This is a genomic window from Methanocella sp. MCL-LM (assembly GCF_049676595.1).
Lineage (GTDB): Archaea > Halobacteriota > Methanocellia > Methanocellales > Methanocellaceae > Methanocella_A.
Genome location: NZ_CP187259.1, coordinates 2,447,797 through 2,462,814, shown reverse-complemented (window position 1 = coordinate 2,462,814; position 15,018 = coordinate 2,447,797). Strand labels below are relative to the sequence as shown.

Genomic DNA, 15,018 nt, shown 5'->3' with positions numbered 1-15,018 from the left:
TCCATAGCTTAAACCTCAATTTTGTCCACCTCAAAACAGATCCCCGGGCTACTATTCAAATATTGATCGGCTCATTCTTATCGATGCCTTATCGCTACTCTATGGGATGGCGATCTTCTTAATCGTCCGATCTACTCTCTCTTATCTTAGTTTAGAACTTAACACTCATCGCTGATAGCTCGTCTGATATCATCTTCTGACAAACCTTCATTTAATGCAAGATATCTAATGATATTCTCAAGTGTTCCATCAGCAATTTCTTCATTACCGTGTATGGGGATGATGATTTTGAACCCTTTACTGTCCTTACGCCTGAACTTAAAATGGCTTCCTTTGACACTTACGAGGACGTAACCTCTCCTTTCAATAAATCGCCGCAACTCTTTGCCCTTTACTACTGGAAGCGGCACGCTGACCAAAAAACCACCAAATAACAGGGCACTTTTAAGCATATTTTATGCGAATTTCGGCTTCGAGGTATGAGTCGATATCAAAAGCGACCTCAACTGCCTCGCGTATGTTTTTTACCAATTCCTCTTTTGTAAGGCCATCGGTAAAAATACCCTGTTCCATGTCTGCCGCACAAAGATTCCCTTTTATATCTTTTGTCACGATGAAATTTGCACGGTACTTCTTACCAGACACTGGCTCCATATACATGAGACTCGCCCTCTTCACATTATATACTTTTCTCGTTCTACTCACCATAACCTTTCGAATGGTACTCAACTACTGATTTTGGCTCCATAAGTTATATACTTTATTACATTTACAAGAAAAATAGATAGATATAAAAAATTTTGACACCTTCCCACTTATATACCATGGATGTGGCATCAGTTCCCGTATATCTACTGACTTCCCTAAACTGCCGGGTGCTTAACATTGTATTTCGCTAAATCTCTCCACCTGTTCAAACCTCGTTTTACACACTTTGAGCCCCGGCATCTTCTGCATCGCCTCTTCTCTCAGCGCTTTCCATGCTGCCAGAAATGTCTGATCTGCAACGTCCAGGTCGAGGAAACCTGTTCCAGCAACCTGAGCTTCAAGCGCCTGCCTGACCTTCTCCAGGGACTCGCAAGCCTTGAAGTGTGCCGGGTAGAACAGGATGCAGGCATCCACGAGGGAAGCAGCCATGTTGGGTCCTTCCGGCACGAAGCGCGTCACGTGCTCCAGCGGACTGAGTCCCATCGCCGTATAATGCACCTCCAGCCATTCCCGGTCTCCCGAGCCCACCCATATCTCGAACAGGGGTTTGTCCAGCCCTTCGTTGATCCAGTTATTATTGCTTGCTTTAAATACGTAGTAAATGGAATCTAAACTTGCCACTTCAACTCCTCCTGTAATAATCTTAATCGACTTATCCCGGCCCTTTCAAGCTCTGGCGCACCAGATCACTGTCTATGACCCAGGATTTGTCTCCCTCTACGCTGGCGGAACATTTTCCCGCTCCGCCGCTGCCACTTCTCTTACCGGCCGACCCACGTTTGCCGGCTACGCTCAAACTTTCACATCGCTTCAGGATCTTGCTTAAAGCGATCTCTGCTTCGCTCCTGACAGCCGGGTCCCGATCGGATACCATTATCCTCTCCAGTGTCCTGACTACCGACATATCCGCCGAAGAAACCTTTGCGATCCTGCCCAGTGCCGCAACGGCTGATCTGCGCATCGCCGGAGATCGATCAAGCCGGATAAGCTCGACGAAGGTCGATGCCAGATCACTGTTGCCCGAATCTGCCAGTTTAATCGACGCTTTGATCCGCTCTGCTTCCGGCAGCGTGAAATCCCACATAGCGCTGAGCTGTTCTTTATCTGCTCTGGACAGGGACTTAGCCATAGCAGCTCCTACTCTTTCGCTTTTCTTCGGCCAGCTTTATTTTGTATTCCTCGCACAGGTCCTGGTCGAGCTGCTGGCGGATCTGGGCTGAGAGTGCTTCATCTAACTGGGTTTCACAGCTACACTGCGGGCACCTGATGATCTGATCTGACAATGCAAATACCTCCCATGATGTCTGTGCCTGGGCTTTAAGTGCAGGCACTTATTACTTAATGTATTGTATAAATGTCATATAACATATTTATATGTTACTACTCAAAAATTATTGATAATTGTGATCTGTGAAACTATACATGTTGAGGCAAATAATGTACCGGTGGTTTAGGGAAAGTCGGGAAGATTCATGCTGCTCCGTGAAATATTATAAAAGAGAGATGGGAAGGTACATAAGGGAACATATCAGCATACAGGTAGGTGATTTCCTAAAGTATCTAATTCTTCTGATTTTAGGATAATGGATCGAAGTATATAAGCAATATTTTCTGTCTATCTCGTTATGAACTCAGAATAACTCGATTTAAAGTACTTTAAAAGTTCATCTTTCGCTCTCGGTAATTGCTTACCACATTTTGATTCAATAAACCTGAAAGACAGCTCGAGATATTCCAGAGATGCATTTTTGAGTCGGACTGTATCCTTTTGCTGGTATTCTTGCAGAGTGACCCGTCCATACGAATCGACCCCATATCTGGAAGAGATATAAACGGTTTCGATTTCACTTAGCTCGGGCAATAATCTTTCAAAATCTGTTTTCAGCGGTCCTGTTTCAGGTATCAGGATTGCTTCGACATAGTAGCTAAAACCGTGCTCTTTCGTGATTAAAATGCTCAATATCGCCAGGCAGGCTTTCGTTGATTTCTCGCATAGTTGCTCCATGTGGAACAACGCTAAAGAGGGGATATTTTCTTTAATAGCAGCGTCTATTAAGGACTTATCATATGATGCATCGAGTTAATATCTTACAGCTCGGGCTTCTGCTAAACTAGACATAATACCCAACTTTTACCCCATTTAAAACCAGGGGCTTCATCTTGCTGATGGCTTCTCTGCACCGAATTATAATATTTTTACCATGGAGCAGCTTATTGTTGTGGTAAACCTCATACAGGAAAGGAGATGGATAGTTCAGATCATTAACATCCAGCATGAAAATTTCAAGGGGTCTTTTTATCTTTCCCAGAAGGTTGTATCTGATCCTCGATATAATTTTCAATTTATCCGCAGGGTATTTTTTTACAAATATCAAAATATCGTAGTCACTTTTTTCATTTTGAGTTTCCTTTGCTACGCTTCCGAACAGGTAGATCGCTTCTACGTCGTTAAGCTCCTCTAAGATAACCTCACGTATAGTTTTCAGGTCTTCTTGAGTTGCAGCGTCCATATGTAATCCCTAATCAATTCCTATTATGCAATCTGCGAATATAAAATAATGGTGGGTATGTATCTATAACCTGTATGGCCGACTAATCATTGATAATTATCAATGATAACTTTAATATGTATCAATGAATGTTATTAATCTTCTTTGATGTTTTGCGGGACTAAAAAATTAGGAACGTAATCCTAAGGATTATGCTCCTTATGTTACTTAGTCCATTGTAGATCGTCGAGATCGTAGGCGATGAACCCGTCTTCGCGTAAACTATCCTTTCTATAAATTTTTCTGGCGAATATGCCATACACCTCTTTGCGGCTCTGGTTTTGCCACTCGACATATGTGGCCTTCTGCTTTAGTTCCTCCAGGATTGTCCTGGCTTCTCTCAAACTCAGCTCTTTCCACTTGCACTCGAAGAAGCCAGCTTCACCGGTTTCTCTGTTGAGGCCTACGGCGTCTATCTCGATCTCCTTCCGCTGGCCTGCTTCCTGGTGGTAGCCCCACCACCGGCCGATATCTGTAAACCTGCCCCGCTCAAGCTTTCTTAACTGTTCCTCCCTGACGATCTTCTCGAAAGCACTGCCGACAAAAGCGTTAAAATCTCTGTCCAGCAGGCGCTCGACGATCGTAGTATCACCGATCTCCAGGTCAGCCTTCCGGGGCTCGCAGAACCTGAACCAGAAAGCGAAGTACGGGTCATCGATGACGTATCGCGATGCCTTGCCCTTGCCGGAGAGATCGGTGACCGGGCTCTCTTTTCGGACGATGCCCAGCCGGCAGAGAACCTTGAGGTATCTGTCCAGATCATTAGGTTTCATCTGACACTTATCTGCGATCTCCGTGACCCTCGTCGCGCCGGCGGCCACAGCGGCCACGATTGTCTTGTACACGTCAGGCTCGCGCAGCTCTTCCCGGAGCAGGAAATCTGTCTCTTCGTAGAGCGCGCCGTTTTTATCGAGGATTTGCGCCCTAATGTTGTCCCTGACATCTACGCCATCCTTGAACTTAGCCAGGTAAAATGGCACTCCACCGAGCACTGCGTAAGTCTTGATCAGCTCTTCCCGGGTGAAGGATGGGAAAAATTCCCTGATGTCCTTAAGGGCGAGTGGCGCCAGCCTCATGTGACCTGTCTTTCTCCCGTATAGGGGGCTCTTGTGCGCGAGGACGCCGTCGATCATCAGGCTGATACTGGAGCCACAGAGGAGCAGAGTCATATTGGTGTCCTTGAGCGTTTCATCGATGACTCTCTGGAAGATCGAGGGGATAGCATCATCTTTCTCGATCAAGTAGGAAAACTCATCGAAGACGATGACCGTATCGGATGGGGCTTTGCGGGCAAAGTACGAGAATATTTCTCCCGGATCATCCGTAGCGATCGCCGGCTCGTCCAGGAATTCGGAGATCTTCAGCTTGAGCCTGGCGACGTTGGGGGCTGTGCCGCTTTTGTCGCAGAGGAAATAAATTGCGTTTTTACCACTGATGAAGCGCTTTATCAATTCGGTTTTACCCACTCGCCTCCGGCCGTAGATGACGATGAATTGAAAACCTTCCGCGGAATGGGCCCTGTTTAGCTGTTCCAGTTCCGCAGTCCGGTTGATGAATTTTAGGAACATAATCCTTAGGATTATGTTCCTAAAACATAAGCATTTCGCTGCCCTTTATGTCTCTTGCAGTATCTTAGAAATCCCTTCCATCACCAGCCCTGGCATTTTGACTTGCGGAGATTGGGCCCTCGCTACTGGGTCTCTGCCTTTATAGCCTTTGGCAAGCATCACCTGCTTTGCCGTAAACTCGACGGTATCGCCGGGCTGCAATTGGAGTGACTCGATGTACCCGTTCGAGCGGAACCAGTGGTGATCTCTGACCATGTTGCCGTTCGAGTCTTTGATGTCGACCAGCAGGATGGTCTTATCGTAGCCGCAGCAGAACTGGTTGCGGACGAGGCCCCACTGCTGATAGGTGGCATGGTATGTCTGTTTCTCTGGATCGATCCCAATCAGTCTGCGAAATTTCTTTGGTGGGACTGTCTTAAAGATAGTACTAAAGCGGTGCCCGCAGTCCAGGCAGCGGAATTGCACGGTAGACTGCCACGTAGATGCAGTAAGCTGTTTCCATATTGTCCTGTAGTTATGGGCTGTGATTTTCGAACATACCGGGCATTGGGTGGCCATACGATTTCTCCAGCTATCAATTGTCTATGTAATAGTGGATTATAGCTTGTCACGTAACATATTTATATGTTACTAAACAAGTAATTGTATCATCTTAATTAGAAAATTGGAGATGACATCAAATGTTCGAAAACTATAGCGAAATGACTCGAAACAACCTGACTCAGTCGATAAAAGACGAGCTCAGGCAAATCATACCTACTTGCGAGGTATGTAGAAAGAAACGCTCTGAAGATGTACACCACATCACCGAGGTCCACACGGCAGACGGCTTGGTTGACCTGAATAGTGCGAGCAACCTGATCCTGGTGTGCGAAGATTGCCACCATAACCGGATTCATGGTGAAGGCAACATGCCGAAGAGCAGACAGCGGGATATCGTTGATAGACGATATAGTTCTACTCGGTACAGAATGAATCAGGTCTTGCAAGTACGGGAAATGTCTGTCAAGAATGATGACTCTATTCTGCTGTGGATCGGACTCGGGGCTGCAGCATTGATACTTGGCGCTCTCTACATTCAAAATAAGCGAAAGGCTGCTATGAACTCAGTACCCCAAAAGGCATATCTTTAATAAGCCCGATAATCAATTGTTTAAATAATAAGCGCCTTCGGGATGAGCATATCGGGGATATCCAATGGATAAGATCAGCGTTCTGAACAAAGAAGTCGCCGTATACCTGATGAACGATGAGGACTACATCAGCATCACTGATATCGCACGATACAAGGACCCCGAGAGGACTGACTATATAATCCAGAACTGGCTGAGGAACCGCAATACAATCGAATTCCTTGGTATCTGGGAACAGCTCAACAACCCGGCTTTTAATCCCATCGAATTCGATGGGATTAGAAAGCAGTCAGGACTTAACAGTTTCGTCCTCACGGCGAAACAATGGATCGGGAAGACCAATGCTATCGGTCTTGTTTCCAAAGCCGGGCGGTATGGGGGCACATTCGCCCACAAGGATATCGCGTTTGAGTTTGCTTCATGGATTTCTGTCGAATTCAAACTTTATCTCATAAAGGAATTCCAGCGTCTCAAAGAGGATGAGCGTAAGCAGCTAGGCTGGGATATCCGGCGTAACCTGGCGAAGATCAACTATCGGATTCATACCGATGCGATTAAAGAGAACCTGATCCCGGCGGAACTCGAAAAACCGCAGATCAACCGGATATATGCTTCAGAAGCGGATATCCTAAACATGGCGCTCTTTGGGCAGACCGCTAAAGAATGGCGGGACAGCAACCCGGATAAAACCGGTAACATACGGGATTACGCTGACATATCACAGCTTGTGTGCCTTTCCAACCTCGAAAACCTAAATGCGCACTTCATCAATGAAAATCTCTCCCAGTGTGAGCGTCTTGTAAAGCTAAATGCGATTGCAATACACCAGATGACTTTGCTGACTGCGGATAATAAACTTGAGCTATCTGCCAAAAGGCATATCACTTAAAATACGTAGCCATTCTCGATCGTAACCTGCTTCGCCGTAAACTTAACGCTATCGCCGGGTTGCAACTGCAGTGACTCGATGTACCCATTTGAGCGGAACCAGTGGTGACCTCTGACCAGGTTGCCGTTCGAGTCTTTGATGTCGACTAACAGGATGGTCTTATCGTAGCCGCAGCTGTACTTATTTCTGGTGAGGCCCCACTGTCGGTATATTGCATGATATGTTTGTTTCTCAGGATCAATCCCTACCAGCCTGCGGAACTTCTTTGATGGGACTGTGTTGAAGATAATACTAAAGCGGTGACCGCAGTTCTGGCAGCGGAATTTTACAGTAAATTGCCACGTGGATGCGGTAAGCTGTTTCCATACAGTTCTGTAGTTATGGGCTGTGATCTTCGAACATACTGGGCATTGAGTGGCCATACGATTTCTCCAGCTATCAATTATCTATGCAGTTGTATAATATAGCTTGTCACGTAACATATTTATATGTTACTAAACAACTAATTGCATCATCTTAAAAAGAAAATTGGAGATGACATCAATGTTCAAAAACTTTAGCCAAATGACCCGAAACAATCTAACTCCGTCCCTAAAGGACGAGCTCAGGCAAATCATACCTATTTGCGAGGTATGTAGTAAGAAACGCTCCGAAGATGTACATCATATCACCGAGGTCCATACGGCTGACGGCTCTGTTGACCTAAATTCGGCAGGCAACTTGCTCCTGGTGTGCGAGGATTGCCACCATAACCGGATTCATGGGGAAGGCAGTATGCCCAAGAGCAGGCAAATGGATGTCGTCGACAGACGATCTATTTCTACCCGGTACAGAATGAATCAGGTCTTACGAGAACGAGAACTGTCGGTCCAGAGTGATGACTCGACTCTGATGTGGATCGGACTCGGAGCTGCAGCATTGATACTCGGTGGTCTCTATGTTCAAAACAAGCGAAAGGCTGCTATGAACTCAGGTAACTACTACCTGAGGTAGAAACGCCATGGTCTAGTATTGGTCATCCTTGTACGATTGCGTTCTCATGGCAATAATGGATGATCATTATGACCATCCGTCACATGATTGTTTACCACTATTCAAATCCTTTGCTGTAGGGATACCCAATATGGAGTCGATTCAACCAGTTATCACCGTTCCATATTTCAAATTAGATAACAACCATTATATTATAAAGTTTTAAACTGAAATAAAGTTATTGGATTTGTAATTTTAAAGATGTGATTTTATCGATATTTTTTTAAGCTTGCGATTCCTATGGTTATTGCTTGAGCGGCATATACAAAATTACTGGTATATCCTCTATATAATAAATTTATAGCTGGTGGGTTGATGGTAAGAAAAAATGTTCAAAAAAGTAAATCAGCATTTAATAATATCTTATGTGCAATAAATAGTATTAAAGATACCGGGCCACTAGCAGGAAGATATCGAACCTATGGCTCGCTTATAAAAGAAACATACAAAGTATTCACCAATATCAGCCCTGAGTACAGTGATTCACAAATAAAAGAGTATATTATAGAAAAAAATGCATTAAATAAAAAATCTTATGCTACTAGGCAGAAAGTTTGGAACCTTATCTTCTATCGTTACCTGTCGAAAAGCCCCAGATGGGTTAAATTATCACTCGTAAAAGCTGCAAAAAAGGGCATCGATGACCCTGAGTTTTTATCACTATTTTATCTCTATTACTGTTTAAGGGATAGATTAACCTTTGAATTTGTGACTGGAACTGTAGCAAGTAAATGGAAAAACCACTCAACATACGTTGACAAGAATGATTTTTTGTCCTTCTTAACGGGTAATATGGATGACTCTCCGCAAATAGGTGGATGGAGCGAAGCCACACGTAAAAAACTTGCGACAAATACAATCTCCGCACTTAGAGATTTTGGTATATTAAAAGGTGTTCAGAAAAAATACATACAACATCCAACGATAGCGCCAGAAACGATTTATCATCTTATTTGTATATTAAAGGCTGAAGGTAAAGAAGGTTTGAATTTAATTAATGCTCCTGAATGGCAATTGTTCCTATGGAACCAATATGAAGTAATTAATGCTCTGAATGATCTTGCTCAGCGTAAATGGATTCGGTTTGAAAAGTCTGGTAAGACTGTCATTCTAGAAATGATCCGTATTCCCGAGGAATAATATGAAGAATGTCATCGATTGGCGTTGGAAGATATGCGAAGCAATTGAGCGATTACAGAGAGATTATGATTATATTGGTAGGAATACGGGTGCACCATTTTTATCAATTATTTACCCCCATGAGGATGAAATTCAAGTATATAAAGAATGGAATGCCCTAACAGAAGTTTTAATAAAATATGACGTAAAGACAATAGATGTATTAGATATCACTATGAGTGTAGTAGATGAGATTGGTGTATCAACGATTGTTGATATGATTATTAATCCAATGCCGGGATCCAATCCTGAAAATGATTTGGCAAACGAGTGGGTCTCATTAATTGTAAAAACAGTAAGAGAAAATGCTACTTCTCAAGGTGACAAAAAACCAATAATTGTTATTAAAAATTTGGCGGCGTTGTATCCGGTTACTGGGCCACATACCATAATGCAAAAGCTTTGGGATACTGAGCAATCGTCTCTTAACTGTCCTGTTGTTCTATTAATCCCAGGAACTCTAAAAGAGCCGCGTGTCTATTCATTCGTAAATAAACGTGAAGAATTCATGTATCGTGGAGATGCACTATAAAGGTGGGTTAAAGATTGCTAATAAAGGAAATATTTGAAACCAAAATTGAGGATAAAATCGAGCCCGTCATTAAAGTAGGAGAACGCAATGACGATAAAAAATTGGCATCGGAGATAGGAAGCTATGTTGTAACTCCAACGATCGAAGGGTACCTCGATGACTTTTTGGAGCATTATTCTGATACATATAACATTAATACTGAAGAGATAGGTGTCTGGATATCGGGTTATTTCGGTTCCGGTAAGTCGCACTTGGCAAAGATCGCATCGCTTTTAATTGAAAATCGGATGCTCGACAATGTGAGTGCCGCCAAGCGTTTTGAGAGCCGTGTGCCTACAACTGCACCCAGGCATAGTTCTATCATAGGAAGTCTATCAAGGATTTCGCAATGCGATACTCAAGTGCTAGCTTTTAACTTAAACACTTTAACCGATAGCAAAAATACTCCATTACCCAAATTATTATTATCGCAATACTATCAGAGTAAAGGCTACTGTAATAATCTTCTCTATGCAAAAGTGATCGAGTCCGAACTGGACAAGCGTGGTAAACTAAATGATCTGCATGCTGCAGTCGAGCGTTTATCTGGTAAAAAATGGGACGACATAAAAAGTAATATTGGTTTTCACCAGAGGAATATTTACAGAGCAACATGTGAGGTTGCGCCGGAATTCTTTTCAACTCCTGAAGAAGTCGATCAAGCGCTTAAGACTGCTGAACAAGGGGAAATTACCAACATTAAATTTGTAGTACAGACCATACTCGACGATCTAAAAACAAGACAAAGATCGATCCAGAAGACATGCCGGTTTGTTTTCGTATTAGACGAAGCCGGTCAGTGGATAGAAGACGATTCAGGAAGGCTTGCTCAGTTACAGGCCCTTGTCGAGGAAGCTGCTTCAGCCGGTCAAGGAAAAATCTGGACCATCGTAACGACTCATGCAGATATGGGGACAGTCTTCGAGGACGCGAAAGCTCTCAAGGGCGATATGAAAAAAATTGAAGGCCGCTTCAGATTTAAATGGAATCTAACTACAGAAAATATTGAACTAGTGCTTGAAGATCGTATATTTAAAAAGAATATCCTTGGCAGAGACGAAGTTATTAAAGTTTATAATACAAATCCAGGTGTTCTAAGGGGAATCGGACAGCTAGCAAATACTAGTCAAAAACTGCCGGATTGTATAGAGGAGAACTTTGTCAAGTTCTACCCATTTTTCCCCTACCAGATCCATCTAATTCCGGAAGTCGTCAAAAACTTGAGAAGCGCAGGTGGCAGGGGCGAGCAGCTATCCGGCTCAACAAGGACTCTCATCGCGATCACTCAAGATATCATGCGAGGCGGACGTAGAAAATACCTTGACAAAGCAGTCGGAGAAATCGTATCTTTCGATGAAGTATATGATAACCTGGCAAAAGGTGGAGAAATTAATCCAGAAATACGAAAAGAGTTCAACCGGATCGAGCAGACTGTACCGGATGCCAATTCTACAACTCGACATGTTGCCGAAGTGCTATACCTGATTCGTGAGTTATCGTACATACCGCGTACACTGGATAATCTCTCCCGTTTACTCGTTGAGCATACAACAGATGACCTCTCACTATTGACCAAAAAGATTGAGCAGGAATTGAATAAACTAATTGCTGCCAAATTGGTTGCTAAAATCGGGGAAGAATACGAGTTTTTAACTGGGGAAAGACGGACATTCGAGGAAGAAGTATCTGACGAGAAGTCAGGAATTAGATGGCCTGACTTAGAATCCGGACTATCAAAATTGATTAATACAAATATTATAGGCTTTGATAGAGTGCCCTATAAGGGCAGAGAATTCCCAGCCAAAATATTAATGGATGACACCCTGATATCAAAAGATGGCCACATTGAAATTAAACTCTACTCGCCTTTAGCTGTCCTTGCAGGGAAGAAACGGTCGGATATCGAAAACCAGAGCTTATTCCCGGAGGAAAGGCAATCCCTATTTGTCCTCAGCGATCGCATATCAGAGTTCGACGAGCATATGAAATACTATCTCGCAATGCAGGCTGTTATTACCAGGTGGAAAGGAGACCCGCATAAATCAGAAGATGCTCATAAGCTTGCATCGAATAAAGAATCTAAGGATCTAAAAAAGTTAGAGCAAAAAGTTGTTGAAGGTATTAAAAGTGGCCTGAAACACTCCCAAATTATATTCAGAGGATCGACTCGTACACTGACTCCTAAGCAGGGACAATCTGTAGGCGAAGCATTAAGGCAAGAGTTATCCACGTTCTGGCAAGACCTTTATCCTAAATATGAAAAAGTGCCAGTTGTCATATCTAGCAATGAACAGAAGGCAATAATCGAAGTCCTAAGTGGATCTAAGAGCTTACCTGCCGATGTACGAGAATTAAAATTGTTTGATAAGTCTGGGCAGGTGGACACACACTGCGCTTTACTCGATGAGATAAGCATTTTCCTCTCAACGAATAAGAATAAAAATCGGATACATGGTAAAGTTTTACTCGATAAGTTCGAGAAACCAGAGTATGGCTGGGATCCTGCTGCAGTACGTATTGGCGTGGCTGCTCTTGTTCGTGCGGGAGCTGTCAAAATTATCCTTGATAAGAAAGTCTACATGAATCCTGCCGATGTTACCCTCCAAGACCACTTGAGAAATGCAAAACTATTCGATAAAACTGAGCTTGAATACGAGGAATTAGATGTATCTCAAGAAATCCTCGAGTCTGTTAGAGCATTATTGATACGTCTGACTGGAAAACGGAAGATCGAGGAGACGCCTTCAGCATTATCCAACGAGATGGATAATTATGGAAATGATCTTATTAAAAAGGCTGATGTTGTGAGCCGATGGGCAGATCCTGCCGAACTTCCTTTGCCGAAAGATTTCGTCGATGGTAAAGAGACCTATGAAAAGATCATTGCATTAACTAACCCGGTCCACAAAGTCAATGAGATATATGGTAATATTAACACCCTTGAGGGTTACTCTTCAAACATCAAGGCCGCAAACGAATTTGTTGAGAAATGGGGCCAGACATACAAAGAGATGAGTAAATTCGCTCTATCGGTGGGAGCTATTGAACATCTTCTTACCGAAGACGGACCATCAAAAGCTTTCCTCCGAAACTGGGAGACGGCTAAGAAGAATAAGAGCGTCATCAACGGAAATGATTGGAAAAATTTACTAGATAATAAAGCGGCTGCTTCACTAGAAATTGAAAATTGTATTGGTGACTGGCGAAACATGGCAAGAGAAATTGCGCAAAAAGCTCTGGATATTCTACCACAGCGCGCAACCTCTTACGGTATCTCTGCAGAGGCTCAAAAAGTTATTGCACAACCACTGGAAACATTTATGGGTGGAATAGAAAAAGAGGCCAATATCACAAAACTTGCAGCTTTACCATTAAATGCCGAAAAGATCGTGAAAGCCTTGGATGATCAGATTGATCATGAACATAAGAAGCTGCAGAAGGCAACCGATCATGTAGAGGTTAAAAAGCCTATCCATAGGATAAAAACGATAAAAGGCATCATCATAGAAAACGAGGAGCAGTGGAGAAAACAACTGTATAAGCTTGATCAAGAGGTCACAAATGAACTGAAGAGCGGTAACAAGGTCGAGCTAGTATGATCGATGTGCTATCTGCTCTCCTGATATTGTTTATTTTACTTTTAGGAGTAGTCATAGGCTTAGCTTGCGGGTGGTTTTACTATCGGAATAAGATTAAAAACGCAATCGAAAAAACTAAGATTGAAACCTCCCTAGAATATACTTCTCAAGCTGGTAAATACCAGTATCAAGAGCAGCAGATTAGCGAACTAAAAAGCTCCTTAGAGAAAGCTCAAAGTGAGATCGAAATTACTCGTATGGACTTACGTATCGAATCCGAGAAACGATCAGCCGCTGATGAAAAGTGTAATCGTATCCCAGAGCTTGAATCGACAATTAGATCAATAGATGCTACAATCAAAGACCAACAGGCCCATATCCTGAAATTGTCCGCGGAAAATGCCGAGTTTCAGACTAAAGTTTTTGAAAAAGAAAGCAGAACTCGAGAATTAAATCAAAAATTGACTGAGACTCAGGAAATTATTGATGAAGTTAGAGGTGAAAACGCTCGTTTAAATGCACGTATCAAAGAGCTTGAAACAATTTTAAGTGAAGAGCGAAAAGCTTCTCAAGAAAAGCTTAAACTCATCGACGATGCAAAAGCAGCATTATCTGATACCTTTAAAGCACTATCATCCGAGGCACTGCAGAGCAATAATACTACCTTTTTAGAGATCGCTAAGAGTAATCTAGAGAAATACCAGGAAAGCGCCAAGGTCGATCTTGACACTCGACAGAAGGCGATCAACGAACTAATTACGCCACTCAAAGAATCCTTGTCGAAATTTGATACCAGAGTTCAAGAGATTGAAGTATCGCGGTCAAAGGATGGCGCACGTGTTGAAGAGCAAATTAAGGCTCTCTCCACGGCTCAGAGCCAATTACACTCAGAGACTGCTAAGTTAGTTCAAGCTTTACGAGCTCCAATAGTCCGGGGACGCTGGGGCGAAGTCCAGCTTAGGCGTGTCGTTGAATTGGCCGGTATGGAAGAACATTGTGATTTCGAAGAACAGGTATCAGTCGATACGGACGACGGTAGATTACGGCCTGATTTAATTGTACTCTTGCCTGAAAATAAAACGATCGTCGTCGACTCGAAAGTTTCACTACAAAGCTATCTTGATGCTGTTAGTGCTGAAGACGAAGCCACGAGAAACAGTAGGTTAAAAGCCCATGCATCACAGGTTCGCAGTCATATTCAGCGCCTGGGAGAAAAATCCTATTGGGGCCAGTTCGAAAGGACGCCAGAATTTGTTATAATGTTCTTGCCAGGAGAAGCGTTTTTTAGCGCTGCTTTACACGAAGACCCTGAACTTATTGAATTCGGCGTCAATAAGGGTGTCATTATTGCCACACCTATCATTTTAATAGCATTGTTGAAGGGAATTGCATATGGGTGGTGCCAGGAACAGCTCGCGAAGAATGCACAGGAAGTTAGCGATATTGGTAGCGAATTGTATGAACGTTTAAACAAATTTTCTGAGAATTATGTCAAGGTAGGCAAAAGCCTGACTTCTGCAGTCAAATCCTATAACGATTCAATCGGTACTTTCGAAGGCCGTGTTCTTGTCTCTGCTAGGAAGTTTAAAGAGCTTAAAGCAACCTCCTGCTCCGATATTGAGCCCCCTGAAGCCATTGAAAAAATAGTTCGACATTTAAGAACAATGGATGGAATAGAAGTGTTGCCTGATGGTGAAGAAGGAACTGATCAAGTAAAAGATGTGAAGATGAAAGAATCTTCAGGAACTGCAGAAAGTAAACAACTCAAGCAGGGTGAGGACGAAATATTATTCCAGTAAAGACGGGTGATG

Annotated in this window: 15 protein-coding genes; 6 read left to right on the top strand and 9 right to left on the bottom strand. The window is 43.1% G+C overall.

The window, feature by feature from the left end:
• Positions 1 to 158: 158 nt before the first annotated feature.
• The 8 genes from ACPLPM_RS12660 to ACPLPM_RS12625 form a co-directional block, all read right to left on the bottom strand.
• Entirely contained in the window at positions 159 to 410 is a 252-nt protein-coding gene (locus tag ACPLPM_RS12660; protein WP_424359985.1) for a type II toxin-antitoxin system HicA family toxin, read from the bottom strand.
• Between the two features lie 34 nt (positions 411 to 444).
• Complete coding sequence (locus ACPLPM_RS12655) at positions 445 to 654, bottom strand: 2-oxoisovalerate dehydrogenase (RefSeq protein WP_424357136.1); 210 nt, start codon at positions 652 to 654, stop codon at positions 445 to 447.
• A 225-nt stretch (positions 655 to 879) separates the two neighbouring features.
• Complete coding sequence (locus ACPLPM_RS12650; protein ID WP_424357135.1) at positions 880 to 1,329, bottom strand: hypothetical protein; 450 nt, start codon at positions 1,327 to 1,329, stop codon at positions 880 to 882.
• A 31-nt stretch (positions 1,330 to 1,360) separates the two neighbouring features.
• Complete coding sequence (locus ACPLPM_RS12645; protein ID WP_424357134.1) at positions 1,361 to 1,837, bottom strand: HEAT repeat domain-containing protein; 477 nt, start codon at positions 1,835 to 1,837, stop codon at positions 1,361 to 1,363.
• A 486-nt stretch (positions 1,838 to 2,323) separates the two neighbouring features.
• Complete coding sequence (locus tag ACPLPM_RS12640; protein ID WP_424359984.1) at positions 2,324 to 2,749, bottom strand: HEPN domain-containing protein; 426 nt, start codon at positions 2,747 to 2,749, stop codon at positions 2,324 to 2,326.
• Between the two features lie 70 nt (positions 2,750 to 2,819).
• The gene (locus ACPLPM_RS12635) at positions 2,820 to 3,218 is read right to left on the bottom strand and encodes a nucleotidyltransferase domain-containing protein (RefSeq protein ID WP_424357133.1); all 399 of its coding nucleotides are present in this window, start codon (positions 3,216 to 3,218) and stop codon (positions 2,820 to 2,822) included.
• A 203-nt stretch (positions 3,219 to 3,421) separates the two neighbouring features.
• Positions 3,422 to 4,825: an ATP-binding protein gene (locus tag ACPLPM_RS12630; protein WP_424357132.1), complete on the bottom strand. Its 1,404-nt coding sequence runs from the start codon at positions 4,823 to 4,825 to the stop codon at positions 3,422 to 3,424.
• Between the two features lie 45 nt (positions 4,826 to 4,870).
• On the bottom strand, positions 4,871 to 5,290 hold the full coding sequence (locus tag ACPLPM_RS12625) for a hypothetical protein (protein WP_424357131.1): 420 nt from the start codon (positions 5,288 to 5,290) through the stop codon (positions 4,871 to 4,873).
• A gap of 215 nt (positions 5,291 to 5,505) precedes the next feature.
• On the opposite strand from ACPLPM_RS12625, the gene ACPLPM_RS12620 reads away from it, so the two are divergent.
• Positions 5,506 to 5,958, top strand: coding sequence for an HNH endonuclease signature motif containing protein (locus tag ACPLPM_RS12620; RefSeq protein ID WP_424357130.1), 453 nt, complete (start codon positions 5,506 to 5,508; stop codon positions 5,956 to 5,958).
• Positions 5,959 to 6,022: 64 nt separating this feature from the next.
• Positions 6,023 to 6,847: a KilA-N domain-containing protein gene (locus ACPLPM_RS12615; protein ID WP_424357129.1), complete on the top strand. Its 825-nt coding sequence runs from the start codon at positions 6,023 to 6,025 to the stop codon at positions 6,845 to 6,847.
• On the opposite strand, the gene ACPLPM_RS12610 is transcribed toward ACPLPM_RS12615, so the two are convergent.
• Positions 6,844 to 7,269, bottom strand: coding sequence for a hypothetical protein (locus tag ACPLPM_RS12610; protein WP_424357128.1), 426 nt, complete (start codon positions 7,267 to 7,269; stop codon positions 6,844 to 6,846). The genes ACPLPM_RS12615 and ACPLPM_RS12610 overlap by 4 nt on opposite strands.
• A 925-nt stretch (positions 7,270 to 8,194) precedes the next feature.
• On the opposite strand from ACPLPM_RS12610, the gene ACPLPM_RS12605 reads away from it, so the two are divergent.
• From ACPLPM_RS12605 to rmuC, 4 genes are read left to right on the top strand one after another with little or no spacing between them, the layout of a single operon-like run.
• Positions 8,195 to 9,019, top strand: coding sequence for a BrxA family protein (locus tag ACPLPM_RS12605; RefSeq protein WP_424357127.1), 825 nt, complete (start codon positions 8,195 to 8,197; stop codon positions 9,017 to 9,019).
• A gap of 1 nt (position 9,020) precedes the next feature.
• The gene (locus ACPLPM_RS12600) at positions 9,021 to 9,590 is read left to right on the top strand and encodes a hypothetical protein (RefSeq protein WP_424357126.1); all 570 of its coding nucleotides are present in this window, start codon (positions 9,021 to 9,023) and stop codon (positions 9,588 to 9,590) included.
• 14 nt (positions 9,591 to 9,604) lie between these two features.
• Positions 9,605 to 13,228 carry a BREX system P-loop protein BrxC gene (brxC, locus tag ACPLPM_RS12595; RefSeq protein ID WP_424357125.1) on the top strand — a complete coding sequence of 1,208 codons (3,624 nt, stop codon included), beginning with the start codon at positions 9,605 to 9,607 and terminating at the stop codon, positions 13,226 to 13,228.
• Positions 13,225 to 15,006: a DNA recombination protein RmuC gene (gene rmuC / locus ACPLPM_RS12590; protein ID WP_424357124.1), complete on the top strand. Its 1,782-nt coding sequence runs from the start codon at positions 13,225 to 13,227 to the stop codon at positions 15,004 to 15,006. Before brxC ends, rmuC begins: the two co-directional genes overlap by 4 nt.
• The last annotated feature ends 12 nt before the right edge of the window (positions 15,007 to 15,018 follow it).